The sequence below is a fragment of the Corynebacterium propinquum DSM 44285 genome (assembly GCF_000375525.1).
GTDB lineage: Bacteria > Actinomycetota > Actinomycetes > Mycobacteriales > Mycobacteriaceae > Corynebacterium > Corynebacterium propinquum.
This window is the reverse complement of record NZ_AQXC01000012.1, coordinates 47,036-71,730: the sequence shown is the minus strand read 5'-3', so window position 1 is coordinate 71,730 and position 24,695 is coordinate 47,036. Positions and strand designations below refer to the sequence as shown.

Sequence of the window (24,695 nt, the reverse complement as noted above, 5' to 3'; positions counted from 1 at the left end):
GCTTTATGCACGGCGATCGGGCCCCGGAGCACTACAGCCAGCGGGATCATCTCGTGTGGCAGACCATCGCTGGCTTCGTCGGGTTTTTCACCGTGCTAGCCGGCGTGCAAGCCGTGTGGAACGTGTTTCAGGATGAGCCTGGGGTGCTACCAGCGCTCGTGTTTGCTGGCATGCTCATTCTCAGCGTCGTTGTCTGGCGCGCTAGACCATAAAGCAGGGTCCGCACCCCGCCCGGCCATACCCCACACCCAGCCATATCCCGTACCCAGCCACACCCCATACCCCGCCATAACCGCCATCCACTACTGCAAGGAGGTCGCCACCATGTGGTACAAAAACGCGATTTTCTACCAAGCTTTGGTACCGGCTTTCTACGACGGGGCAGGCCGCGGCACCGGAACCATCAGCGGGGTAACTGCCAAGCTGGATTATTTACAGTGGCTGGGCGTGGACTGTGTTTGGCTCCCGCCGTTTTTTCATTCGCCTCTGCGCGACGACGGCTACGATGTTGCCGATTACCGATCGATCCTTCCCGCCTACGGCACCATGGCCGACCTGGAGGAACTACTGGACCAGGCGCATAAGCGCGGCATGAAAATCATCACTGACCTGGCACTCAACCACACCTCAAGTGATCACTATTGGTTCCAGCAATCCCGCACGGACCCAACAGGGCCCTACGGTGATTATTACGTCTGGGGTGATGATCCGAACCGCTACCCGGAAATCCGCGTGATTTTCACGGACGTAGAAACCTCCAACTGGGCCTATGACGAGGTGCGCGGGCAGTACTATTTCCACCGTTTTTATTCCCACCAGCCAGACCTCAACTATGACTGCCCCGCGGTGCACGATGAGGTCTATGCCATCATTCGTTTCTGGATGGACAAGGGCCTGGACGGCTTCCGCTTGGATGCCATCCCCTACTTGTATGAGCGCGATGGCGTCGGTGGTGAATCATTGCCGGAAACCCACGAATTCATCCGCTCCATCCGTGCACTGCTGGATGCTGAGTACCCGGATGCGATCATGCTCGCCGAAGCCAACCAGCCGCCGGAGAAGGTGGTGAATTTCTTCGGCGAGGGTAACGGCGATCAGTTCCACATGTGTTTCAACTTCCCGCTGATGCCGCGGATCTACCAGGCTGCCGCGCGCGGGGAGGCGGCTCCGATTTCGGAGATCATGGCGGAGATGCCAGCTCTGCCTGCCACCGCTCAGTGGGGCACGTTTTTGCGCAACCACGACGAGCTGACCTTGGAAATGGTCGACGACGCCGAGCGCGAACTCATGTATGCCATGTATGCGCCGGATCCGCAGATGCGCGCTCACGTGGGCATTTCGCGCCGCTTGGCCCCGCTACTGGGCGGTGACCGAAATAAGCTCGAATTATTCAAGGCCTTGTTGCTGGCCATGCCGGGTTCGCCGTTTATTTATTACGGTGATGAGATCGGCATGGGCGAAAATCTGTATTTGCCGGATCGTGATTCCGTGCGCACCCCGATGCAGTGGTCGTCGGAGCGTAACGCAGGTTTTTCCACCGCGGAGCCAGAAGCTTTACGACGCCCGGTGATCGCGAATGAGCGCTTTGGCTATCAAGCAGTGAACGTAGCTGCGCAGCTGCAGTTGGATAATTCGTTGTTGCGCTGGTTCCGCGAGCTAATTCAGATTCGCAAAGCACACCCGGCATTTGGCGAAGGAACCTATCACGAGGTCGTACAAGTAGCTACAGAAACTAGCGCAGAAAACAGCACCGACACTCCCGCTCGTGGTAATCCCGCGATTCTGGCGTTTACCCGGGCATGTGGTGCAGCCGATGGTGCGGCGGGGCCAGCCGTCGACAAGCAGCGCCCGATTGATCAGCACCCCGCCGAAGTGGTGCTGTGCGTGTTTAATTTTGCGGATTCCGCGCAGGCCGCACACCTGGATCTTTCGGCTTTTGCTGGGTGCACGCCGGTGGAATTATCCGGAGGCGCGCGCTTTCCGCAATGCGGCACCACGCCGTGGACGGTGATGCTGCCGCCGCATGGTTTTTATTGGTTTTCGCTGGAGGCTTAGCCTTTGTTGCTTCGTTGGCTACGGCGCGACGAACATATCAGTTTTGTTTTGTGACTAAACTCACCCGCATATAAACGTGCTTTCTATCGCAAAACCTGCCTATAGTCTAAACATGACTATTTCCTCACCTTTAGAGAACTTGGCTGCGGAAACCACCGCGGAAAAGATCGCCGACCTCAAGCGCCGCCGGGAAGAAGCCCACGCCCCCATGGGTACCGCCGCACACGACAAAGTGCGCTCCCAGGACAGGCTCACCGCGCGTGACCGGCTGGATTATCTACTCGATGAGGGCTCGTTCGTAGAAACCGACCAGCTCGCCCGGCACCGCACACAGGATTTCGGCATGGGTGCGCGCCGCCCGGTCACCGACGGCATCGTGACCGGCTGGGGCACTATCGACGGGCGGGAGGTGTGCATCTTCTCGCAGGATGGCACCGTCTTTGGTGGCGCGCTCGGCGAAGTTTATGGCGAGAAAATGGTGAAAATCCAAGAATTAGCCATCACTACCGGTCGCCCGCTGATCGGCTTATACGAGGGTGCCGGTGCCCGCATCCAGGATGGTGTGGTCTCACTGGATTGGATCGCGCAGACTTTTTATCAGAACATTCAAGCCTCCGGCGTCGTGCCACAGATTTCGGTCATCATGGGTGCTTGCGCAGGTGGGAACGCCTATTCACCCGCGTTGACGGATTTCGTGGTCATGGTGGATAAGAAATCCAAGATGTTTGTCACCGGACCGGACGTCATCAAAACTGTCACCGGCGAGGAAATCACGCAGGAAGAACTCGGTGGCGCTTCCGCACACATGGGGCTAGCAGGCAACTCGCATTTCACTGCCGACACCGATGAAGAAGCCCTCGATTGGGTACACGACCTGGTGAGCTACCTGCCAACCTCTAATCGCGTGAGCCCACCACGGGAGCACTACGTGCCGGAAACCGGTGCCGTCGAGGATAATCTCGCGGACACGGATTCGGCATTGGATTCCATCATTCCGGATTCCCCGACCCAACCCTATGAGGTCCGCGATGTCATCGAAGCGCTGACCGACGATGGCGAATACCTAGAGATTCAGGAAAAACGCGCCGAAAACGTCGTGATTGCTTTTGGCCGCATCGAAGGCCAGACGGTCGGTTTTGTGGCCAACCAACCGCAGGTCTATGCGGGTTGTTTGGATATCGACTCCTCCGAAAAGGCCGCGCGCTTCATCCGCACCTGCGATGCTTTTAATATCCCGATCGTGTTGCTTGTCGACGTCCCCGGATTTTTGCCCGGCGCGTCGCAAGAATACGGCGGCATCCTCCGTCGCGGCGCGAAACTGCTGTACGCCTATGGCGAAGCCAGCGTCCCGAAAATCACCGTGACCATGCGCAAAGCCTACGGTGGCGCGTATTGCGTGATGGGGTCGAAAGGCCTGGGCGCAGACGTGAACTTCGCATGGCCAACGGCGCAGATCGCGGTGATGGGAGCAGCTGGTGCGGTGGGGTTCATTCACCGCAAGGAACTCAAAAAAGCCGCCGACGACGGGCTGGACACCGCTGCCCTGGCGGCGTCATTCGAGCGCGAATACGAAGATTTCATGCTCAACCCGTATAAGGCCGCCGAGCGTGGGCTGATCGACGCCGTAATTTTGCCGAGTGAAACCCGCGGCATGATCGCGCGCAATCTGCGGCTGTATGCCGATAAATCTGTCGCCCGCCCGGCGCGCAAGCACGGCAATATCCCGCTGTAGTTTTCGCCTGTAATTTTCAGTGAGTTTTCACTTAGTTTTTCGAAAGGATTTGTATTCATGGCTTCTCTGAACTTAGCTTCTACCCAATCTCCGCTACTGCAGATCACAAAAGGCAATCCGACCCACGACCAACTCGCAGCCCTGTCGGCAATCGTGTCCTCGCTGGCGGCACGCCCGCAGCGCACCACCGCAGCGCGTACTCCGCAAACCCGCCGTCTGGTCGCTGATATTGGACGCGAATACCTGCCGGTCCAGTTCCCCCACGTCCGCTTCTATTAAGATCTATTAAAATTTTCGCGGTATCATTTCCTGGTTTGGTACCCGTTCTCTAAACTAGACACTTATGACTGCTTCCCAACCGGATATGACTACCACCGCAGGCAAGCTCGCCGACCTTGCCCAGCGCCTAAAAAACGCAGCGCAGCCCGTTGGAGCTGAGGCCGTCGACAAGCGTCACGAGGCCGGTCAGCTCACCGCGCGCGAGCGTGCAGAGCAGCTGCTTGATGCTGATTCCTTCGTCGAAACCGATGCTCTCGCGCGGCACCGGATCAGCGATTTCGATCTCGAGCACAACAAGCCGCTCACCGACGGTGTCGTCACTGGTTACGGAACCATCGGCGGCCGTCGGGTCTGCGTATACTCGCAAGACAACACGGTCTTTTCCGGGCAGCTGGGTGAAGTCTACGGCGAAAAGATTTGTAAGATTTATGAACTAGCCACCAAAACCGGCCAACCAATCGTCGCAATCCACGAAGGCACCGGCCCGCGGTTGGCCGAGGGCATCGTCACCTTGTCGATGTATTCCAAGATTTTGGCGCACATGACCAAGGCATCTGGTGTCGTTCCGCAAATTTCTGTGGTGACCGGCCAGACCACCGGTTTGCATGCTTTCACCCCAGCATTTTCGGATATCGTCATTATGGTCGACGGCGAGGCCAGCTTGCACCACGCAAGCCAGGAAGCTATTGCCCATGCCACCGGAACCCGGTTGGATGCCCAAGCGTTGGGAAGCGCAGAAATCCACGCCACCGAATCCGGCACCTGCCACTTGCGTGCAGAATCCGACGCTGCGGCATTAGAAACCGCACGCACTGTCATTGGCTTTTTACCTGTCAACAACATGGCAGAAGCCTTGCGCACCGAGGCGGAAATTCAGGTCGGCTCGGTCCAAGACAACGTCACTGATACTGATTATCAGTTGGATGAGCTCATCCCGGACGATGCCCACGCTGCCTATGATGTCCGCGACGTACTCAATATTGTCACTGACGACGGTATCTTTGAGTTGCAGCACGAATACGCACCGAATATCGTCACCGCCTTCGCCCACATTGAAGGACGAGCCGTGGGTATCGTGGCCAACCAATCCGCACATCAGTCAGGTGCGCTGAGCTCGCAGGCAGCGGAAAAGGCCGCGCGTTTTATCCGCACCTGCGATGCCTTCAACACGCCCATCATTGAATTCGTGGACGCGGCAGATTTTGTGCACAGCGACGCTGAAGAACGCTCCGGCCTGCTGCGCCGAGGCGCAAAGCTGGCTTATGCATACGCCGAAGCCACGGTACCGAAAATCACCGTCATCCTGCGAAAAGCCTTCGGCTCCGCCTATGTTTTCATGGGCTCAAAGGATCTCGGCGCTGATCTAGTCTATGCCTGGCCAACGGCCCAGATCGCAGTAGCAGAGGCCGAAGAAACCGCCCGCGGCATTTTTGGTACTGATGCTACCGAAGACAAGGCCGCGGAAATGGAAGAAAAATTCATCCACCCCTACGCCGCTGCGGAGCGCGGATACGTCGATGCCGTCATCCCGCCGAATGAAACCCGCGGTCACTTGGTCGAAGCCCTGCGCATGCTGGGCCGCAAAGTGGTCATGACGCAGCAGAAAAAGCACGGCAATATCGCGCTGTAGATAATCGCACTGTAGATAATCGCACTGTAGATAATCGCACTGTAGATAACAGCATCCCATCACGCTGGAAGGAATAATCGACGCTGTGGAATCGTATTCTGTCGTTAACGGCGACCCAAGCAAGGGTGAATTAACCGCGTTGACCGTCGTCGTCGCGCAATTACATACCCGCGCCCGCGCCGAGGCCGCTGGTGTGCACGCTCCACGCAATCGCTGGGGCACTGGGCGCAGCCTCGGCGGACGCCCCGTGTACAACCCTTCGGCCTACCGGAATGTGCACTTTGATTAGTGAGTACTGTGACGACTAACTCGCTGACGACTAGCTCGCACCGACCCCGGATTGTGCTGGCTTCCCAGTCGCCATCGCGCGCTGGGATTTTGCGTTCTGCGGGCGTGGAGCCACTCATCGCGCCCGCCGATGTGGACGAAGCCGCGATCCAAGCTGGGCTGGCTGCAGCCTCCCCCGCCGAGATTGTCACCGCCTTAGCGCAGGAAAAAGCCGAAGCCATCGCGCACGATTATCCCGATGATGTCGTCATTGGTGGTGACTCCATGCTGCTTCTCGACGGCGAGTTGCAGGGCAAACCGCATACTGAAGCAGCCACGGTGGAACGCTGGCACGCACAAGCTGGGCGACACGCCGAGCTACTGACCGGCCACTGCCTGATTGTCGCCGGGCAGGTCTATACGGAAGCTGCTACCACCGGCATCGATTTCGCCCAAGCAAGCACAGCCGATATTGCAGCCTATGCCGCTACCGGTGAGCCGTGGAAATGCGCCGGCGCATTCACCTTAGAAGCTCTGGGCGGCTGGTTCATTGACCGAATTGACGGCGATCCGTCGTCGGTCATTGGGCTGTCGTTACCCGTGGTGCGCCGCGCGCTGTATCACTTCGGCTTTGACGTCTCCGATTTCTGGAACAAGCTGCACGAATAACCACACTGCACGCCTAACCACGCGGTGAGGTGCACAATTCTCCAGTAGTCTATGGGGCATGGAAATGAAAGACATGCTTGCCCCAGAACCGCTGAAACTGCCCGCCGATCCGGCCCAGGGCCAGGATCTGCAATCTGCAGATACCGCCCTGAAATTCCCGGAAAGCCCTCTGGTGTGGGCGTTTCGCGCCGAAGAAACGCTGAAGATGCTCAGTACGAGCGAAGCCGAATCCGTGTCTTCGCTGTGGGCCTCACAGTCCACCGCGGAGGGCTTATCGCGCAATGAAACAAAACTCATCGCTTATTCTTGTGCGCGCACCGGCTACCACCGCGGCCTCGATCGTCTGCGTGCCAACGGGTGGAAGGGCTGGGGCCCGGTTCCGTTTTCCCACGAGCCCAACCAGGGTGTGCTGCGCGCAATCGCCGCGTTGGCACTCGCTTCGAAAGCCATCGGCGACGACGCCGAATACGATCGTTGCCGCCAGATGCTCTCGGATGCGGACCCAGGCAGCGTCGACAAGCTCCTGGGCTAAGCCCGAGCCTGTACCCGCGAGATCACTTCCGCGGCAATTTTTTCTTGGATTCCAGATTCCAGCTGAGAACTAAAGCCGACGCACGAGCAGTTGATCTCGCCAAGCACATAGGCATCACGGGTGTTATCCGCGCCCTCAGCGCCCTCTGCGCCCTCAGCACCACCGGCAAGAATGAAATCGGCCGTCCACAACAGCGGCATGGCACCGCCCAACTCGCCGCCGAGGCGTTCGGCGATCACCGGGCGGAACCGTTCGAATACGTCCAACAAATGCGGCCACGCATCCGGGGTGTCATGGGTGTACTGCGCCCCAGAAAATAGCGTCGCGGAGAAATTATTTCCACCGGCCGCCGGTTTTTTGTGGATCACAGACACCGGCATATCGCCGACCAGAAGAATCCTGATTTCGCCTTCCACAATGCGCGGCAAAAACCGCATGTCTACCAGCATGCCATTATCGCCGTCCAGGTAATCCTCACACTGTGTCATGAACTCATCCAACGTGTGAGTTTCCGTATGGTTATCCACGGCTTCGGTGCACGTGACCAGCGCATCAGATGGGATAGGCGCACCTGGTTCCGGTCGCGCGGATTCATCTGCCAGCTGCACACGCCAAATACCTTCACCGGTCGAACCACGGTTTTGTTTGAGCACGCGCTCGCCGCGGGCCAACGACACCGGAAACGCAGAGCGGAAGCTGGCTACGTCATAGTAGGCCGCGGTATCGGCAGGCACCAGATCGGTGTCATTGAGCTTGACCAGCGCGTCCTTGGCACCATAAGCGAGCATTTCTGCGGGGCGGGAAAACGCGGCCAGCCCGGCGTCGGCAAGCCTTTCCAGCAATGCAAAATATCCGTCCTCACCGCCGGGGATATTGCCCGGGTTAACCCGCGAAATATAAGCGTCAAAGGAACCGGCGACGTAGTCGAAAATCTTGTCCGTCCATTCCGGGCGGTACACCACAACTTCCGCGTGCCAGCCCGCAGCCTGCAGCGCCTCAACGATGGGCTTGGTATCGACCCGGTTGCCGTGAATGGTTTTGTCGTTGCCGCCTTCGATTTCGAAAATGACGACCGCCTCGTGGATGTCGCGACGCATGGTTGCTCCTTGCCTAGAGAGTTTTCGATAAGATTTGTAGAGTATACTTTCCACCACTTGAAAGGCTGACCCGTGGCTGTTGCTTTCGATAACCATCCGTCGTTTCGGGACTATGCGGACCCAGGACGGCTGGTGTCTGCGTCGTGGTTATCCGCGCGGTTAGGAGTCAAAGGATTACACGTCATTGAGTGTAATGAAGATTCCGTGCTGTATAACATCGGGCATTTGCCCTCTGCGCTGCGGATCAATCCGGAAGAACTCGTTGATCCCGCCACGCTCGATGTTATTGACGGCGAGGGGTTTGCCGCACTGCTGTCCCGGTTGGGCATTTCCCGCGAGGACACGGTGGTGTTTTATGGCGACCGCGGCAACCGGTGGGCGTGTTTCGCGCTGTGGGTTTTTGAGCTTTTCGGCCACCCGGATACCCGGATTTTGGATGGCGGGCGTGAAGGCTGGATGCAAGAAGAACGCGATACCTCACTCACCCCAGCACTGGTCATGCATCCGTCTAATTACCCGGTGTGCGAAAGAAATGATGCCGGTGTGCGTGCTTTCGTCGATGAACTTGCCGACGACGACGCCTTGACCGCCGTGGACGTGCGCTCCGCCGCGGAGTTTTCTGGGCTGCCACACCAGCAGGACGCTGCCGAGCGGGAATTGGGTTCGGGCCCGGGCGCGGTTACTACCCGCAGGCAAGGCCATGTGCCTGGTGCGATCCATCTGCCGTGGAAATCGCTGATGACACCGGCTGGGATGTTCCGTTCGCGCGCGGAATTGGATCAGCTGTGGCCTGCGGAGGACAGCGTGGTGTATTCGCAGGTAGGCGCCCGTGCGGCGCTGGTCTGGTTCGTCGGTCGGTTTTTGCTTGGTCATGACAAAACCCGCATTTACGACGGCGGCTGGTCCGAGTGGGGAAATATGGTCGGCATGCCCATCGACCAAGGCACGGGCACGTCGTAACTGGGCTGCTTACGTAACCGGGCAAAGCACGTAACCGGCTGCGTACATATCTGGCTGCGTATGCAGTGCTGGGAATTGTCATTTCGCACAAATTGCGGCATCATTTTGGGACACGAACCAAAACCTGATGGTTTTCTCATGTTTTGGTGTGTAAGAATAGACTGAGACGAAATCACGCGTTCCAGAAACCACACGCTGACGAAATCACGCATTGCGGTACCTGGCACGCGGAACGTGGAACGTAAAACGTAGAACGATTTTTTATTAAGCGCTATGGAGGGCCAACGTGGCTGAACAGACGAAAATCACCAAGGTATTGATCGCCAACCGCGGCGAAATCGCGGTACGTATCATCCGCGCCGCCAAAGACGCCGGAATTGGTTCCGTGGCGGTCTATGCGGAACCTGATGCCAACGCCCCATTCGTTGGGCTTGCCGACGAAGCTTTCGCCTTGGGTGGTTCCACGTCTGCAGAATCCTACTTGGACTTCGATAAAGTGCTCGATGCTGCGAAAAAATCCGGCGCCGACGCCATCCACCCCGGCTACGGTTTCTTGTCAGAAAACGCGGATTTCGCCCGCGCAGTCATCGACGCTGGTTTTATTTGGATTGGCCCATCACCTGACGCTATCGCGGACTTAGGCGATAAAGTCACTGCTCGCCACATTGCAGAAAAAGCCGATGCGCCCATGGCCCCGGGCACCAAGGACCCAGTCGCCGATGCCGCAGAGGTAGAAGCTTTTGCCGACGAGCACGGCTTGCCAATCGCGATTAAAGCGGCTTTTGGTGGCGGTGGCCGCGGTATGAAAGTTGCCTACGAGCGCGAGGAAGTCGCCGAGCTCTTTGAATCCGCCACCCGCGAGGCCACCGCTGCTTTCGGCCGCGGCGAATGCTTCGTCGAACGCTACTTGGACCGCGCCCGCCACGTCGAAGCCCAGGTGCTGGCAGACCAGCACGGCAACGTCATTGTCGTCGGCACGCGTGACTGTTCGCTGCAGCGCCGTTTCCAAAAACTGGTGGAAGAAGCCCCTGCCCCATTTTTGACTGATAAGCAGCGTGCAGAGATCCACGAATCCTCCAAGCGCATTTGCCGCGAAGCCGGATACTACGGCGCCGGTACCGTCGAATTCCTAGTTGGCTCTGATGGGCTGATCTCCTTCCTGGAGGTCAATACCCGTTTGCAGGTAGAGCACCCAGTCACCGAAGTCACCACCGGCATCGACCTGGTGCGCGAGCAGTTCCGCATCGCCGAGGGCCAAAAATTACGCTTTACCGAAGATCCACAGCCGGTGGGCCACGCTTTCGAGTTCCGTATCAACGGCGAGGACCCAGGCGCGAACTTCATGCCTGCCCCCGGTACCGTCGCTACCTACTCCGAGCCAGCTGGCCCTGGCATCCGCGTGGATTCCGGCGTGCGGCAAGGCACGGTGATCGGTGGTCAATTCGACTCCATGCTGGCGAAGCTCATCGTGCACGCAGAAAACCGTGACGAGGCACTGGCTCGCTCACGCCGCGCCTTGGATGAGTTTGTGGTTGACGGCATGCCGACGGTCATCCCCTTCCACCGCGCCATCATCGACGATCCGGCATTTGCCGCCGCCGATGCCGAGGGCTTTACGGTCTACACCAAATGGATCGAAGAGGAATGGACCAACGACCTGCCGGCATTTTCCGGCGAGCACGTGGAGCCAGACGCCGAGCCGGACCTGCCACCGCAGAAATACGTCGTCGAGATCGATGGGCGTCGCATCGAGGTGGCATTGCCAGGATCGCTTACCATCGGCGGAGGCGGCGAGGCGCCGAAGAAGAAGGCAAAAAAGCGCCGCGGGGGCAGTTCCAAATCCGCTGTCTCGGGCGATGCAGTCACAGCGCCGATGCAGGGCACCGTCATTAAAGTCGCTGTGGAAGAAGGCCAGGAAGTCTCAGAAGGTGATGTCATCGTCGTTCTCGAGGCCATGAAAATGGAAAACCCAGTCAAGGCGCACAAATCTGGCACGGTTACCGGCCTGAATATCTCCGAAGGTGGCCAGATTGGCAAAGGCGATGTCATGCTGGAGCTGAAGTAGTTGTTTGGCTAGTTCTGGCGACAAAACAGTTCGGAAGCAATACAATTCGACTATCATGAGTAGCTATGCCTAACGACACAACAATTACCCTGCGCCCTGCCACCAACGACGATCGCACTTACCTGTCTCGCCTGCACTATCTTGCCGACGTTTTCGGTGACGAGAGCCGGGATCTTCCCGAAAGCGAGTCTGCTGACCACCACAAATACGTCAACCAGTGGGACCCATACACCCAGGGTGGTGTCATCGCGATATCGAGCCACGCGGTACCAGCTGGCGGTTTGTTCCTGCGCTACTGGAAGTCCAACAACCCTGGCTCTGGCTGGGTGGGCTACCCAGAGGTTCCGGAGCTCGTGATCGCTGTGGAACGCCGCTATGCCGGCCTCGGGTTGGGCACCCGCCTCTTGGAAGCCGGTGTGGAACTAGCGCGCACACAAGGCGCCCCAGGTATCTCTTTGTTCGTGGATAAGGACAACCCACGTGCGCGTGCCCGCTACGAGAAATTCGGATTCGAATACAAGACGGATTCCACGATGATCAAGTGGTTCGCGACTCCACGCGTTTAGCGGGGGCGTTGTGGGAGTCTAGCGGGGCCGGTCTGCACGTTGAGCGGGATTTAACCCGCCACGGCTCCGTGGCTATTTCATCGTCTCCACATCATCACCACCGTTTCATCACCCAGCTTCACAATAACTTATAAATTTGGCTATGCTAACCTATTGGACGTAATAAGGGTAGACTAGCAACACCGTACGCTAGTTCGGCGTTTTTGGTCTGCACTTCAGTTTTGCGACCAGGAGGTACAGCCACAGTGCCAGCATCCCCACTGCCCGAAGCAGCAGCAGTTTCCTCACCACTTCCCCACAGGCAATTCTCCCCACACCCAACGTCGATAAGCAGGCAATCGCTCGGCAGCCCATTTCATAGCCGGAAGGCCAGAAGCGCATTCCTCGCAGTCGCCTGCAGCTTGGGGCTACTGACTGCATGTACCGCACCAGCCGATGATTCTGCGCACTCCAGCCAGAATACAACCACCGGCACTGCAGACAACACACTCAAACCTGCAGAATCGTCTGCTACACGGACAATTTCGCACGCAATGGGAACGACGGAGCTGGGCGAAGAAATTACCACCGTCGCAGCACTCGACCGCACGGTATTGGACCCAGCTATCGCTCTGGGCTTGCACGTCGTTGGCTTCACCGAGCTCCAAGGAGGCAGCGAAATCCCTGCTTATTTCGGAGATGATGGCGAGAAATATGCAGGTGACGCGGTCTCGGTTGGTGAACTTAGTGACCCGTCATTAGAGAAAGTCGCTGCGCTGAAACCCGACGCGATCTTGTCGTCGAAAGTCCGGCATGAAGATCTCTACGAACGGATGAGCAGCATCGCGCCGACGGTTTTTTCTGATTCTGGAGGCCATGGCTGGAAAGACAGCTTGCGCCTGGTAGGTGAAGTAGCGAATAAATCCGAAAAAGCCGACGAGCTCATCACCGACTACGAAGAGCGTGCTGCGCGCATCGGTGATCGCGTACGCGAAAAGCTCGGGAAAAACCCTAGCGTGACGTCCGTGCGATTCGTCGATGGGCCAACTCGGATCTATAAAGACGACAGCTATATCGGGGTGATCTTTGCCGATCTCGGCTTCGCACGAAATGACGCTTCCACCGGCACTGGGTTCAGCACCGAAATTTCCGCAGAAGAAATCGCCAAAGCGGATGCAGACTACATCTTTACCAGCGCGTATGGCGACAACGATGGCGAAGCCGCAAAGACACAAGAAGAGTTCCAGCGCAATCCGCTCTGGAACCAACTGCAAGGTGAGATCCACGATGTCGACGACACCATTTGGATGAGCGCCGTCGGCATTTATGGAGCAAACGAAGTACTCGACGATATCGCCGAGTACTTCGAAGTGGACGCAGACTAGCTGGACAGAGACTGGCTAGTCTAGTCGCGCACTAGTCTTCCTTGATCACGACGATCAAGTCTCCACCCTCCACGCTGGTGGCCTGGCCCATCGCAACCCGTTCAATGGTGCCATCGACGGTGGCAGAAATTTGGGCCTCCATCTTCATCGCTTCGATGATCGCCACCTCGTCGCCAGCAGAAACCTTGTCGCCGACCTGAGCAGTTGGGTTCACAACACCAGCGAATGGTGCGGCCACATGCCCTGGGTTAGACTTATCAGCCTTTTCCACGGACGCCACGGATGATTCCACGGAGTTGTCGCGGACCTTGATCGGGCGGATCTGGCCGTTGACGTTCATCACGACGTTACAGATGCCCTTTTCATCCGGATCACCGACAGCATCCAGGCGCACCACCATGGATGGCGGGGTAAAGCCGGTCTCATCCGGGGCGAAGTGCAACACGGTTTCTTCGCCTTCCACCAAGCCGTAGAAGAACACGCGATCATCCAACGCGGACGTATCGCCGAAGCGGCGTTTGAACTCGGCGAATTCTTCCACCTGCTTCGGGAACAGCAAACGATCCAGGCCGCCGCGGCGCACCCACTTGTCGTCGTCGGCAAGCGCTTTTTCTTCTTCTTCCGGAACCTCGGTCAAAGCTGGCTTAGATTCGGAGCGGCCCGCCAGCGCCTTGTCCTTCAATTCTGGCCACCCGGCAGGTGGGGTACCCAACTCACCGCGCAAGAAGGCGATGACTGAATCCGGGATGTCGTATTTCTGCGGATCAGCGGCGAAATCCTCCGGGGATACATTCGCACCCACCAGGTGCAGCGCGAGGTCACCGACCACCTTGGACGACGGGGTGACCTTGGTTGGGCGACCCAGCATTTCGTTCACGGCGGCATAGGTGTCTTCGATCAGCTCGAAACGATCGGCCAAGCCCAGCGCGCTGGCCTGGGTACGCAGGTTCGACAGCTGGCCGCCCGGGATTTCGTGCTTGTACACGCGACCGGTCGGCCCTGGAATACCAGACTCAAATGGGGCGTAGACCTGCCGTACGGCCTCCCAGTACGGCTCCAGATCCCCCACGGCCTGCAGGTCCAGTCCGGTGTCACGCCCGGTGTTTTCAAAGGCTGCCACAATCGCCGACAGCGACGGCTGCGAGGTGGTGCCAGCCAGTGGTGCCGACGCACCATCGACGGCATCAGCACCCGCATTGGCTGCTGCCAGGTAGGTAGCCAGCTGACCGCCCGCGGTGTCGTGGGTGTGCACGTGCACCGGCAAGTCGAAGTTCTTACGTAGCTCAGTAATCAGCTTGGTGGCTGCGGCAGGGCGCAACAGACCAGCCATGTCTTTGATCGCCAGAACATGTGCACCAGATTTCACGATTTCTTCTGCCAGGCGCAGGTAGTAATCCAGGGTGTAAATGTTTTCTTTCGGCGAGGTCATATCACCCGAATACGCCATGGCAACCTCAGCGACCGACTTATTGGTCTCCAGCACAGCGTCGATAGCCGGACGCATCTGCGAGACATCATTCAACGCATCGAAGATACGGAAGATGTCGATACCGGAATCAGAAGCCTCCTGCACGAAAGCCTTGGCGACGGCATCTGGGTACGGGGTATAACCCACCGTATTGCGACCACGCAACAGCATCTGCAGGTTGATATTCGGCATTTCTTTACGCAGCAGATCCAGGCGCTGCCACGGGTCCTCGTGCAAGAAGCGCATGGAGACGTCGTACGTAGCGCCACCCCAGGCTTCCACGGAATACAGGTCCGGAGTCATGCGTGCGACGTGCTGGGCTGCGGCGAACAGCGTGGAGGTACGCACGCGTGTAGCCAGCAACGATTGGTGTGCGTCGCGGAAAGTGGTGTCGGTGACCGCCAGCGCATCTTGCTCACGAATGGACTTCGCGAAGCCTTCTGGCCCAAGCTCTAGTAGACGGTCACGCGAACCCTTCGGGATCTCCGGTGCCAGCGTCTTCGGCAGTTTGTCGAAAGCACGCAAAGCGGTCGGGCGCTCGCCGTGTGGCTTGTTCACGGTCATATCCGCGATGTATTCCAGGATGCGGCCTGGCTCATCGTCAGCCGGTGGGGCTTCCAGCAAGTGCGGGTGATCCGCGATAAAGCCGGTGTTGATGCGCTCATTGGCGAATTCCGGTTCCCGCAGCAGGGCGCGCAGGAAGCCGATATTCGTAGACACACCGGTAACGGTGAATTCGTTCAGTGCCCGCTGCGCGCGAGCAACCGCGATCTGGAAATCCGCTCCCCGGCACGTCATCTTCACCAGCAGCGAGTCGAAGTTCGGGGTGATTTCTGCACCAACAGAGGTAGCACCGTCGAGGCGCACACCTGCACCACCCGGCGAACGATACGACGAGACCGTGCCGGTATCTGGGCGGAAGCCGTTGGCAGGATCCTCAGTGGTAATGCGGCACTGCAGCGCGGCACCGGAGAGCGTGATGGAATCTTGCGTGAGACCAAGCTGCTCCAGGGTAGCGCCAGCGGCAATGTGCATCTGCGATTTCACGATGTCTACCGAGGTCACTTCCTCAGTGACGGTGTGTTCGACCTGCACACGTGGGTTCATCTCGATAAAGACGTGCTTGCCGTTTTCGTCGACAAGAAACTCGACGGTACCCGCACCCTCGTAATTAATGTGCTCACAAAAACGCACCGCATCGGCGCAGATCTTTTCGCGCAGCTCGGCATCCAGGAATTGCGCCGGGGCGATCTCGACGACTTTCTGGTGGCGGCGCTGCAGCGAGCAGTCACGCTCATAAAGGTGGACGACGTTGCCCTGCGAATCCGCCAGCACCTGCACCTCAATGTGCTGTGGTTTAATCACCGCGGTTTCCAGGTAGACACTGGCATCACCGAAAGCGGCTTCGGCCTCACGGGAGGCCTCAGCGATCTTGGTGCGCAGCTCTTTCTCGCTTTTCACAAAGCGCATACCGCGTCCGCCACCACCGGCCACGGCCTTAACGAACAGCGGGTATTCAAACTCCGAAGAATACTCCACCAGCGTGTCGACGTCCGACGACGGCTTGGAGTCTTTCAGCGTCGGCAAGCCAGCCTCTTCCGCAGCATGCACAGCGGCGGACTTGTCACCAGTCAGGTGCAAAGTGTCCTCAGTAGGGCCGATGAACTTAATGCCGTTTTCTGCACACTTCCGCGCCAAATCCGCGCGCTCAGAGAGGAAACCATAACCCGGGTAGACAGCATCCGCGCCCGATTTTTTGGCAGCACGGATGATTTCGTCGACGTCCAGATAAGCCTTGACCGGCTGGGCCTCAGCACCAATGCGCACTGCCTCATCAGCAAAAGCGCGGTGGAACGAGTTGCGGTCCTCTTTCGGATACACCGCGACGGTACGCGCCCCGGTTTCGAAAGCGGCGCGGAATGCGCGAACGGCAATCTCACCGCGGTTAGCGACCAGAACTTTGTTGAAGGCTGGCAAGCCTGACTGTGCCACGTCAACTTCCTTTCGGATATACACAAGAGAAATCACCCAACCGGCACCCTCGTATGTAGGCATACGGCACACAGGCGCCTGGGTAATCTAGGTCTCAATATACTAAACCCGCCGTGGGTGACGGCGGGTGGGGTGATAACTCGACAGATATTGCGGAATCTGGCGCTACCGAATTCGGCTTTAGGTCAGCGTATCTGGCGCAATCAGGCGACGAGCGGCCTCGGTAATCGAACCAGACAGCGATGGGTACACGGCAAACGAATCAGCCAAATCCGTCACGGTGAGGTTATTCGCCACTGCAACAGCGATCGGCAAAATCAATTCCGAGGCGTGCGGGGCGACGACGACGCCACCAATGACCAAGTCCGACTGCCCACGGCAGAAGATCTTGACGAAACCGTGGCGCAGCGAACGCATCTTCGCGCGTGGATTGGTGTGCAGCGGCAGTTTGAACTTGCGGGCCAGCACTTCCCCGTCTTCGATTTCTTTTTCTGTCACACCCACAGCGGCAATTTCTGGGCGGGTGAACACCGCAGTAGCCACGGTTTTCAAACGCAGCGGAGAAACGCCTTCGCCCAGCGCGTGATATGCCGCAATGCGCCCCTGCATGGCGGCCACCGACGCTAGTGGGAACAAGTTCGAGCAGTCACCAGCAGCATAAACGTTGGGCACGTTGGTGCGCGAAACGCGATCCACCATGATGTGTCCGGATTTTTCCATCTCTACGCCGAGGCGTTCCAGGCCCATATTGGAAGTATTCGGGATGGAACCGATCGACAGCAGCGCGTGCGAGCCGTGGATTTCGCGGCCGTCGTCGGTAATAACGACCACGCCTTCCCCGCCCTCACCGTCGGTGCGCTTGATCTCGGAAACACGCGCGTGCTTTTCCAGCTCCACACCGCGTTCTGCCAGAACCTCCTCCAGAGTATCGGCGGCGTCGGCGTCGTCATGCGGCAAAATGCGGTCCCGGGAGGCAACCATCGTGACCTTGACGTCCAGCTCAGAAAACGCGGAGACGAACTCAGCACCGGTAACACCGGAACCGACCACGATGAGGTGTTCTGGCAGCTCCTCCAAGTTATAAATCTGCTGCCAGGTCAAAATGCGTTCACCATCCGGCTGCGCGCCCGGAAGGATCCTTGGACTAGCACCGGTAGCCAAAAGCACCAGGTCACACGGGATAAGTTCTTCGCGGCCGTCTTCCTTATGGGTCGCGGTAACCAAGTGGGTGACACCAGAAACCATTTCTTCGAAGCTGGCGCGGCCGTTAATCACGCGAACGCCCAGTTCTTCCAGGCCTTCAGCAATATCGGCAGACTGCTCATTGGCCAGCACCTGCACACGCTCGTTCAGGGCTTTCACCGACAGATTGGTTTCACCGATGCCTTCGTTCAGGCCCATGTCGTCGGCACGGCGCAAGTCGGTTTTAATATTCGCGCCGGCGATAAATGATTTCGACGGAACACAGTCCAATAGCACCGAGTTGCCGCCCGGAGCCAGATCATCGATCAACGTCACTTTGGCCCCATATTTGGTAGCCGCCGAGGCTGCTTCATACCCGGCTGGTCCGCCGCCTATGATGACCATTCGCTTTGCGGTGTGAGACACGCGGGCTCCTTACACTCTCGTCAAAAAATTTTGTGCAGTCTTGGGTTTCGTCATAATTAGTTCCTCGCCACACGCCCGCACACCTGATTTGGCACACAAAACTGTGCGGCGAAGATTACACTTTTCCCTATTCTAACGTGCTTGGGCTTCGTAACGCGCAACGATGCCTGCGAACAGACGGATTCCCACGGACACCGAGCGCTCATCAGGGTTGAAGTTGCCTTGGTGCAAATCCTGCATCTCGCCAGTTCCCGACCAACAACCCAACCGCGCCATCGAGCCCGGCACGTGTTCGAGGTACCAGGAGAAATCTTCGCCGCCCGACGACTGCGGCGCCTGCACCGCAGCGTGCGGATCAATACTGGTCACTGCCTCTGTCAGCAGCGCGGTGGCCACTTCATCGTTGAGCACTGGTGGCACTCCCTGATCATGCGTGACGACGTAATCGACGCCCGTCGGAGCCAGGATCTCGCCAATAATCTCCGATAGCTCCCGGCGCAGCCACCGCCACACGGTGATATCCGCGGTCCGCAGTGTGCCCATCACAGAGCCTTGTTCCGGGATCGCGTTCGGAGCAAAACCGGCATGAATAGCGCCAAAAACCACGACGGTGCCGGTACGCGGATCAACCCTGCGCGACAGCACCGCCGGTAATTCGGTCACGAGTTTACCCAGCGCATAGACGACGTCGCTGGTGAGATGCGGGCGTGAGGTGTGGCCGCCAGTACCAGAGACCGCGATTTCAATGACGTCGGAGGCCGAGGTGATAGCACCGGTGCGGATGCCGATTTGGCCGACTTTTAGTTTTGGTTCAGCGTGAACCGCGTACAAAGCAGATACGCCCGCCAGCGCACCCCACTCAATGACATTGACCGCACCACCCGTCATGACCTCTTCTGCGGGCTGGAAAATGACGCGTACCCCGAAGCTCAAAGCACCAGGATAGGCGTTAGTCAACTGCCCTAGGGCGCACGCCAAACCCAAAGCGACGGTGGTGTGGATGTCGTGGCCACAAGAATGCGAAACTCCATCAATCTGCGAGGCAAATTCAGCACCGGTGAGTTCTTGGATCGGCAGCGCGTCAATATCGGCGCGGAAGCCCAAGCGCCTTTTTCCGTGGTCATCACCGATATCCACGTAGAGACCGGTTTCTGGGAAGCGGTGCGGCTGCAGGCCATATTCTTCTAATACGCCACAGAGGAAATCTGTGGTGGCGTGCTCTTTGTGCGAAAGGTCCGGGTTGCGGTGAATGTGACGCCGCCAGCCGATCACCTCGTCGTGGTGGTGCTCGATCCACTCAGCAACGAACGAGGCAATGTCCATTAACCCGATCCTTTCTTCAGCTATTTCACGCTCATAGTTTTCTGAGCTGTATATTACGGCACGTGTGCAGATTATACGCGGTTGTGCCTACAGGCCGGTGTCGTCGGCACGCTGGTCTGCCCACTGGTTCTGGGAACCAGCAAATTTCGGCAACTCGTTAGCCCGCGCACGCGTCAGATAACCCGAACTAAACGGCGCGGTATCAACCTCGTCAACAGGCCACACCCTGCGCAGATGCGGCGTGCTCGCGGTACAAGGCCCGTCGATTAACGCATCAGCTTGCGGCAGCAACACCCCAGGCGGGACGTAGAGAATCTGGGCCAGTTTATACACGGTGGACAGCTGCGGATCGCAGGCTTTCGCGCCGGATTCATTGCGCTCCAAGTTAGAGATCACCGTGCGCGACAGCCCGGATAATTGCGCCAACCTGGCCTGCGAAAGACCACGCATTTTCCGCAACGCACGCAGGTTATTCGCCAGTGCATGGCCAAAACTCGCCCAATACCAACGGTGGTATTCCCCCATTGCAGATCCTCCCCGAAATCCCCCGAAATCATGTGCAATGAGGCCTAGCTTACAGGTAGGTGTTTAGAGGTAGGGGCTTACAGGTCGATATTGCGCGGTCCATACAAGCGGTCGCCGGCGTCGCCAAGCCCGGGAACGATATACGCGTTGTCGTTGAGTTCCGGATCAATCGCCGCGGTCACTAGGCGAACCGGCAACCCGGACTCTTTCAGCGCCTGCACACCGGGTTGCGCCGAAACGATGCATACCGCGGTGATATCGCGCGCGCCGCGGTCTGCCAACAAGCGCAACGAATGCAACAGGGAGCCGCCGGTGGCCAACATGGGATCGACGAGAAAAACCGTGCGGTCGCTGAGATCGTCGGGAAGCGCTTCCAGGTACGGCACCGGCTCGTGGGTTTCCTCATCGCGGGCCATACCGATAAAACCGACCTGCGCATCCGGGATCATCGCCAAGGCCGGGTCCACCATGCCCAACCCGGCGCGGATGATCGGCACAATAATCGGTGGGTTCGACAGCCGCGTACCGGTGGTGTCGGCGACCGGGGTGGCCAGGGCGAATTCGTCGACATCCAGATTGCGGGCGGCCTCATAAACCAGCATGGAACCGAGATCTTTCAGGGCAGCGCGGAAGGCGGCATTGTCGCTACGTTGATCGCGCAACAAGCTCAAGCGTGCGGCGGCCAGGGGGTGTTCTACCACGGTGATATCCATATCCCCCATGCTATGCCATGACGAAGTAGTTCCGGTGACTGTGCTCGGTGATATTCGGGGTGTTCGGTGATATTCGGGGTCCCGCGGAACCATTCTGCGGATTGCACTGTCTAATGGACCATGACGACGTTTGCTTTAGATTATGACCACGCCACTGCACTAGCGAAGGATCTAGAACGCGCCGCCATAGATGTGCGCGAACCCGCCGCCCCACCTGTCGATCTCTCCCTGCCCGCTCATGCTGCTGGCCACCAGGAATTCCTCTCTGCTATGCAACGTGCCAGCTCCGTTACCGCCATGCAGTCACGCCAGTTAGCACAACGTTTATCCGCCGCAGCTGATTCTGGTTTTGCGATGGTCCGCGATGCTTCCTTGGCAGAAAATGCCACGAGAGCTGGGATCCATTCGCTTGCCGACGCCGTGCCGACGGCTGAGGAGGTGCGCTGATGAGTGTTGTGGAAACCGTAAGCCGCATTAGCGAGTTAGTGCCTGCCCAGTTGGGTGATTATTCCGTACCCGTTATGCCGGATGTGTCTGCCGCCGGTGAATTGGCAGCGATCAGCGGGGCAAGCGCAGCCGATATCGAGGCTGCAGCAACGCTGATTGATGGGCACAATCACCAGATCGCCGGGATCACCGCTGAGGCACAAGCGGCGATAAGCGCCACCGCAGAACAACTATTCGGAATAGGACAATCGTTTCTGCACCAGGCCGCGCCAGTCGCGCTTTCTGCTTTACAGCCAACCCCGGGTGCAGCCACCTCTGCTATTGCGCAGCTTGAAGCGGTGGCACGTACGCATATTGCCCAAGCAGAAGCGGCTGCAGGTGAGTTAGACGAAACGCTTTCTACCCTGGCGGGTCGGCTGCACAACATTGCCGACGAGCCTTTCGCGCTTACCGAGGCACCAGCTGCAACCCAGGCCGCCGCAGCGACCTCCACTGCTGGCCCGCCGCCAAGCACGGTTCCTACCGGCGATGCCGGATCAGCTACCACTTCTGATCCTGCTTTCGCACCGGCAGCGGTAGACGCACCAGCCCCGAGCGATGATGCTGGGGCTGAAGCTGGACGCCAAGCCGTGGCTGCCGCGCGCAGCCAACTGGGCACGCCCTATGAATGGGGCGGGACCACCCCCGGAGTCGGTTTTGACTGCTCCGGGTTTACGCAGTGGGCTTGGGGCCAAGCCGGTGTGGATATTCCACGGTTGGCGCATGAACAAGCCGTCGGCCAGCAGATTTCTGCCAGTGAATTACGTGAAGGAGACCTGGCTGTCTGGGACGGGCATGTCGCCATGTACGCAGGAAACGGTGAACTCATTGAGGCTGGCAGCCCGGTTTCCACCTCACCACTGCGCACTAACAACCTGGATATGAACTTTCATGGTTTCTACCGGCCGACGAGCTAGCGTGTCTACCGGCCGACGGCACCACCCAAGCACCACGACGGCACACTGCCCCACCACGTTCGCTAAACTTAGTGCCCATGAATAATCGCGCGATCATCCCGGTTTCTCTATCACTGAGCAGCGGTGATTTTTATACCCTGTGGGCTCCGACCTGGAAAGAAAACGGCTCACAGTGGGAAGCTTTTCTCGGCGACGACGACAACGTCCTGGTCTTTCCCACAGTGGCCGAAATGCTGGTGTATCTTGAAAACACCACTAAGCACGACCTTCGTGAGCACCCGAAATGGGGGGATTTCGCGAAGCTTCCAGAATATCGCGCGCACCCAGAAGACCGCGACCACTACGACATCGTTGGGCTGCCACACTACTTGGCCGACCGTCCGTCCTATGACGCGGTGGCAACCTCGGCCAAGATCTTGTCCATCACCAAGGCGCTGGGAAATGTCTGCGCCGACGATGACACCATGATCTTCTTTTCCACCCACTCCGTGCTCGGCAATGTGCAACGCGGCGCTGATCACTACTCCGGCGACCATGGGCTTTCCGAGTGGTCATCAGTAGGGCGTGCGGTACTGACAAACTGGAAAAAGATCGAATCCAACCTGGCAGACAGCGTGCGCATCGTCGATGTCACCGAAGATTTCGACAGCGTGGATAAAGACACCATCGCCGATGCAGAAAAACGCATCACCCAATCGAAAGAACAAGCAGACAAAGAACGCGCAGAGCGGGAAGAAGAACGCAAACGTCAGGCCGAGGCTGCGGATCCGTATGATTCTTCTGCCTGGGCGGCGGCAGGCATCGACCCAATAAAAATCACCATCGACGGCAAATCCGTCTACACATTGCGCTGCTATCTGGACGGCGCGCCGATCTTTTTGGGGCGTTTCGGCACCATCAACACCTTCCCCACCGGCCGTCAACTGTTGCGCTGGATCATCGAAAACGACGAACACGATCTCGCAAAAGTTGCTACCTGGGAAGACATCGTCACCGCCGCCAATGCTGGTGAACTCGAACTGACCGTACACCGCGATAACGCCTACAGCTTCCAGGGTCTTACCGAGGACATGGAAAAAGGCCCCGAAGCCGTGGATATCCCACAGATGTCAGCCTGCTACGAATTGCTTGCCGACGCCGCCGACTGGGCCGGCGATGATTCCATCAACTCCTATATGCTGGCAAACCCACGCTTCCAGGATTACCTGGGCTATATGCTGGGCTCGCAGCAAACTAGTGGCTACGTGCCATCCAAGCCGTACACCGACCACTCGAAGGGATGGCGCGGCTTGGAAGACATGCTGGTTAAGCGCTTCGCGAAATTCTAATCAGCCTGCTAATCAACGGCAGCATCGCTCTTCTCTGGCTCGTCCATATCATCTGACTCATCCGCATCATCTGGCTGGCGCAGTTCCGCGTCGGCCAGTTTTTCATAGCGCGGCAAAATCTGGGTCTCCATGAGCTGCTGACGCTCCGGCTCAGTCAAAAAACTTGCCGCAACTGTCTTTGCCGTGAGGTCAAAGAATTCTTCCAGACCATAACCGAAAGTTTCGGTCAGCGCGTTCATGACATCGGTGCAATTACCGGCTGCCACCTCCCCGGCGGAAATCGTGCAACTAAAACCAAGCTGCTGAAACAGCGGAAGCGGATGATCCGGCAGCTCACCAACAGCTGCATCGCCCAACGAGTCGTCGGCAAGATCCCATAATGGCGTCATTTCTGCAGCAATGCCACGATCACGCACCCAACCAGAAATCTTTCCCGGCACGATGCCGGTCATATCGGCAGAAAAATCATCAACCAACGCCAACGGACGCCCCAGGCGCAGCGCCCCCAATCGCACGGCTGCGCCGATGGATTCGATATCAGCAGCGCCATCGATGGCAAACGGCAGAAAATTTTCCCGCAGCTTGGCACAGGCGGCTGCCAAAGCCGAGCCAGCAGCGCCCGGTTTGGCATCATGGGTAGTTCCAGAAACCAGGAACACCACACCAGCCAGGTTCGGGTCACCTTGTGCATGCAGCACAAGCTCCGCCAACTCAGCGACGGCATCGCCGTCTGCGCGCGCAACTGGCAGCAATCGCGCCCGGATTCCATCCACCGCCACGGCATCCAGAGCGGTGGCGAAGGCGTCGGCAAGCACAAAGTTGTCGGTGCAAAAATCCTCCACCACAACACGTAATTCCAGGTACACCACGTTGTCGTCGCGGTATTTGTGCACGGTGGACTGGATGTGTGCGGCCAGCTCCTCGCGCGTGGTCACCGCTGCACCATCCTGGGTGCGGGTAGGCAACTGCTCGTGGATCGTGACTTTCGGCAGCTCACTGATCAACTGGGAAGCAAAATTTTTGTGCTCGGGGCTAATCGCAGGGGTCTCAATCATGCCCACGATGGTACCGCGCGAATTTCACACGCAGAGTTTCTTCGCCCCGCCCAAACAAAAAGGC

22 protein-coding genes are annotated in these 24,695 nt (G+C 58.3%); 15 read left to right on the top strand and 7 right to left on the bottom strand.

The features are described 5' to 3' along the window. Positions 1-5: 5 nt before the first annotated feature. From B142_RS12575 to B142_RS0110175, 8 genes are all read left to right on the top strand, one after another. Positions 6-212, top strand: a complete 207-nt coding sequence (locus B142_RS12575; RefSeq protein WP_018121450.1) for a hypothetical protein — start codon at positions 6-8, stop codon at positions 210-212. A 112-nt stretch (positions 213-324) separates the two neighbouring features. Next, a complete protein-coding gene (gene treS / locus B142_RS0110205; RefSeq protein ID WP_018121449.1) occupies positions 325-2,055 on the top strand; it encodes a maltose alpha-D-glucosyltransferase in 1,731 nt (576 codons plus the stop codon). A gap of 112 nt (positions 2,056-2,167) precedes the next feature. After that, entirely contained in the window at positions 2,168-3,787 is a 1,620-nt protein-coding gene (locus B142_RS0110200) for an acyl-CoA carboxylase subunit beta (RefSeq protein WP_018121448.1), read from the top strand. Positions 3,788-3,844: 57 nt separating this feature from the next. Next, on the top strand, positions 3,845-4,066 hold the full coding sequence (locus B142_RS12570; RefSeq protein ID WP_018121447.1) for an acyl-CoA carboxylase subunit epsilon: 222 nt from the start codon (positions 3,845-3,847) through the stop codon (positions 4,064-4,066). Positions 4,067-4,130: 64 nt separating this feature from the next. Beyond that, on the top strand, positions 4,131-5,696 hold the full coding sequence (locus tag B142_RS0110190; protein WP_018121446.1) for an acyl-CoA carboxylase subunit beta: 1,566 nt from the start codon (positions 4,131-4,133) through the stop codon (positions 5,694-5,696). An 85-nt stretch (positions 5,697-5,781) separates the two neighbouring features. Next, entirely contained in the window at positions 5,782-5,985 is a 204-nt protein-coding gene (locus B142_RS0110185; protein ID WP_018121445.1) for an acyl-CoA carboxylase subunit epsilon, read from the top strand. A gap of 23 nt (positions 5,986-6,008) precedes the next feature. After that, on the top strand, positions 6,009-6,632 hold the full coding sequence (locus tag B142_RS0110180; RefSeq protein WP_147579238.1) for a Maf family protein: 624 nt from the start codon (positions 6,009-6,011) through the stop codon (positions 6,630-6,632). Positions 6,633-6,690: 58 nt separating this feature from the next. Next, positions 6,691-7,164: a DUF3151 domain-containing protein gene (locus B142_RS0110175; RefSeq protein WP_018121443.1), complete on the top strand. Its 474-nt coding sequence runs from the start codon at positions 6,691-6,693 to the stop codon at positions 7,162-7,164. Here the strand turns inward: B142_RS0110175 and B142_RS0110170 are convergent. Then, on the bottom strand, positions 7,161-8,249 hold the full coding sequence (locus B142_RS0110170; RefSeq protein ID WP_026168055.1) for a Cj0069 family protein: 1,089 nt from the start codon (positions 8,247-8,249) through the stop codon (positions 7,161-7,163). The two genes, B142_RS0110175 and B142_RS0110170, sit on opposite strands and share 4 nt — an antisense overlap. 84 nt (positions 8,250-8,333) lie before the next feature. Here B142_RS0110170 and B142_RS0110165 point away from each other — a divergent pair, with 84 nt between their 5' ends. From B142_RS0110165 to B142_RS12565, 4 genes are all read left to right on the top strand, one after another. Then, positions 8,334-9,221: a sulfurtransferase gene (locus B142_RS0110165; RefSeq protein ID WP_018121441.1), complete on the top strand. Its 888-nt coding sequence runs from the start codon at positions 8,334-8,336 to the stop codon at positions 9,219-9,221. Between the two features lie 286 nt (positions 9,222-9,507). Further along, positions 9,508-11,286 (top strand): acetyl/propionyl/methylcrotonyl-CoA carboxylase subunit alpha, encoded by a 1,779-nt coding sequence (locus B142_RS0110160; RefSeq protein ID WP_018121440.1) that lies wholly within the window; start codon positions 9,508-9,510, stop codon positions 11,284-11,286. 65 nt (positions 11,287-11,351) lie between these two features. Next, on the top strand, positions 11,352-11,852 hold the full coding sequence (locus tag B142_RS0110155) for a GNAT family N-acetyltransferase (protein WP_018121439.1): 501 nt from the start codon (positions 11,352-11,354) through the stop codon (positions 11,850-11,852). A 245-nt stretch (positions 11,853-12,097) separates the two neighbouring features. After that, positions 12,098-13,216 carry an ABC transporter substrate-binding protein gene (locus B142_RS12565; RefSeq protein WP_155860998.1) on the top strand — a complete coding sequence of 373 codons (1,119 nt, stop codon included), beginning with the start codon at positions 12,098-12,100 and terminating at the stop codon, positions 13,214-13,216. 31 nt (positions 13,217-13,247) lie between these two features. On the opposite strand, the gene B142_RS0110145 is transcribed toward B142_RS12565, so the two are convergent. The 5 genes from B142_RS0110145 to upp form a co-directional block, all read right to left on the bottom strand. Beyond that, positions 13,248-16,676: a pyruvate carboxylase gene (locus B142_RS0110145; protein ID WP_018121437.1), complete on the bottom strand. Its 3,429-nt coding sequence runs from the start codon at positions 16,674-16,676 to the stop codon at positions 13,248-13,250. Between the two features lie 180 nt (positions 16,677-16,856). Then, positions 16,857-18,263 carry an NAD(P)H-quinone dehydrogenase gene (locus tag B142_RS0110140; RefSeq protein WP_018121436.1) on the bottom strand — a complete coding sequence of 469 codons (1,407 nt, stop codon included), beginning with the start codon at positions 18,261-18,263 and terminating at the stop codon, positions 16,857-16,859. A gap of 153 nt (positions 18,264-18,416) precedes the next feature. Next, positions 18,417-19,607: an amidohydrolase gene (locus B142_RS0110135; RefSeq protein WP_018121435.1), complete on the bottom strand. Its 1,191-nt coding sequence runs from the start codon at positions 19,605-19,607 to the stop codon at positions 18,417-18,419. A gap of 87 nt (positions 19,608-19,694) precedes the next feature. Then, positions 19,695-20,132, bottom strand: a complete 438-nt coding sequence (locus tag B142_RS0110130; RefSeq protein WP_018121434.1) for a helix-turn-helix transcriptional regulator — start codon at positions 20,130-20,132, stop codon at positions 19,695-19,697. 77 nt (positions 20,133-20,209) lie between these two features. After that, the gene (gene upp, locus B142_RS0110125; protein WP_018121433.1) at positions 20,210-20,845 is read right to left on the bottom strand and encodes a uracil phosphoribosyltransferase; all 636 of its coding nucleotides are present in this window, start codon (positions 20,843-20,845) and stop codon (positions 20,210-20,212) included. 120 nt (positions 20,846-20,965) lie between these two features. On the opposite strand from upp, the gene B142_RS0110120 reads away from it, so the two are divergent. The 3 genes from B142_RS0110120 to B142_RS0110110 all read left to right on the top strand — a co-directional run bounded on the left by B142_RS0110120 (position 20,966) and on the right by B142_RS0110110 (position 23,576). Then, complete coding sequence (locus tag B142_RS0110120; protein WP_018121432.1) at positions 20,966-21,292, top strand: hypothetical protein; 327 nt, start codon at positions 20,966-20,968, stop codon at positions 21,290-21,292. Next, positions 21,292-22,248, top strand: coding sequence for a C40 family peptidase (locus tag B142_RS0110115; protein WP_018121431.1), 957 nt, complete (start codon positions 21,292-21,294; stop codon positions 22,246-22,248). The genes B142_RS0110120 and B142_RS0110115 overlap by 1 nt, the downstream gene beginning before the upstream one ends. A gap of 77 nt (positions 22,249-22,325) precedes the next feature. Then, positions 22,326-23,576 carry a hypothetical protein gene (locus tag B142_RS0110110; protein WP_018121430.1) on the top strand — a complete coding sequence of 417 codons (1,251 nt, stop codon included), beginning with the start codon at positions 22,326-22,328 and terminating at the stop codon, positions 23,574-23,576. A gap of 8 nt (positions 23,577-23,584) precedes the next feature. Here the strand turns inward: B142_RS0110110 and B142_RS0110105 are convergent, their stop codons facing one another. Then, positions 23,585-24,631 (bottom strand): amidohydrolase family protein, encoded by a 1,047-nt coding sequence (locus tag B142_RS0110105; RefSeq protein ID WP_018121429.1) that lies wholly within the window; start codon positions 24,629-24,631, stop codon positions 23,585-23,587. Positions 24,632-24,695: the final 64 nt, after the last annotated feature.

Excerpts from the sequence above, each read along its gene's own strand:
- B142_RS12575 (WP_018121450.1), top strand. The coding sequence starts at position 6 with ATGCACGGCGATCGGGCCCCGGAGCACTACAGCCAGCGGGATCATCTC.
- treS (WP_018121449.1), top strand. The coding sequence starts at position 325 with ATGTGGTACAAAAACGCGATTTTCTACCAAGCTTTGGTACCGGCTTTC.
- B142_RS0110200 (WP_018121448.1), top strand. The coding sequence starts at position 2,168 with ATGACTATTTCCTCACCTTTAGAGAACTTGGCTGCGGAAACCACCGCG.
- B142_RS12570 (WP_018121447.1), top strand. The coding sequence starts at position 3,845 with ATGGCTTCTCTGAACTTAGCTTCTACCCAATCTCCGCTACTGCAGATC.
- B142_RS0110190 (WP_018121446.1), top strand. The coding sequence starts at position 4,131 with ATGACTGCTTCCCAACCGGATATGACTACCACCGCAGGCAAGCTCGCC.
- B142_RS0110175 (WP_018121443.1), top strand. The coding sequence starts at position 6,691 with ATGGAAATGAAAGACATGCTTGCCCCAGAACCGCTGAAACTGCCCGCC.
- B142_RS0110155 (WP_018121439.1), top strand. The coding sequence starts at position 11,352 with ATGCCTAACGACACAACAATTACCCTGCGCCCTGCCACCAACGACGAT.
- B142_RS0110140 (WP_018121436.1), bottom strand. The coding sequence starts at position 18,263 with ATGGTCATCATAGGCGGCGGACCAGCCGGGTATGAAGCAGCCTCGGCG.
- B142_RS0110135 (WP_018121435.1), bottom strand. The coding sequence starts at position 19,607 with ATGGACATTGCCTCGTTCGTTGCTGAGTGGATCGAGCACCACCACGAC.
- B142_RS0110130 (WP_018121434.1), bottom strand. The coding sequence starts at position 20,132 with ATGGGGGAATACCACCGTTGGTATTGGGCGAGTTTTGGCCATGCACTG.
- upp (WP_018121433.1), bottom strand. The coding sequence starts at position 20,845 with ATGGATATCACCGTGGTAGAACACCCCCTGGCCGCCGCACGCTTGAGC.
- B142_RS0110120 (WP_018121432.1), top strand. The coding sequence starts at position 20,966 with ATGACGACGTTTGCTTTAGATTATGACCACGCCACTGCACTAGCGAAG.
- B142_RS0110115 (WP_018121431.1), top strand. The coding sequence starts at position 21,292 with ATGAGTGTTGTGGAAACCGTAAGCCGCATTAGCGAGTTAGTGCCTGCC.
- B142_RS0110110 (WP_018121430.1), top strand. The coding sequence starts at position 22,326 with ATGAATAATCGCGCGATCATCCCGGTTTCTCTATCACTGAGCAGCGGT.
- B142_RS0110105 (WP_018121429.1), bottom strand. The coding sequence starts at position 24,631 with ATGATTGAGACCCCTGCGATTAGCCCCGAGCACAAAAATTTTGCTTCC.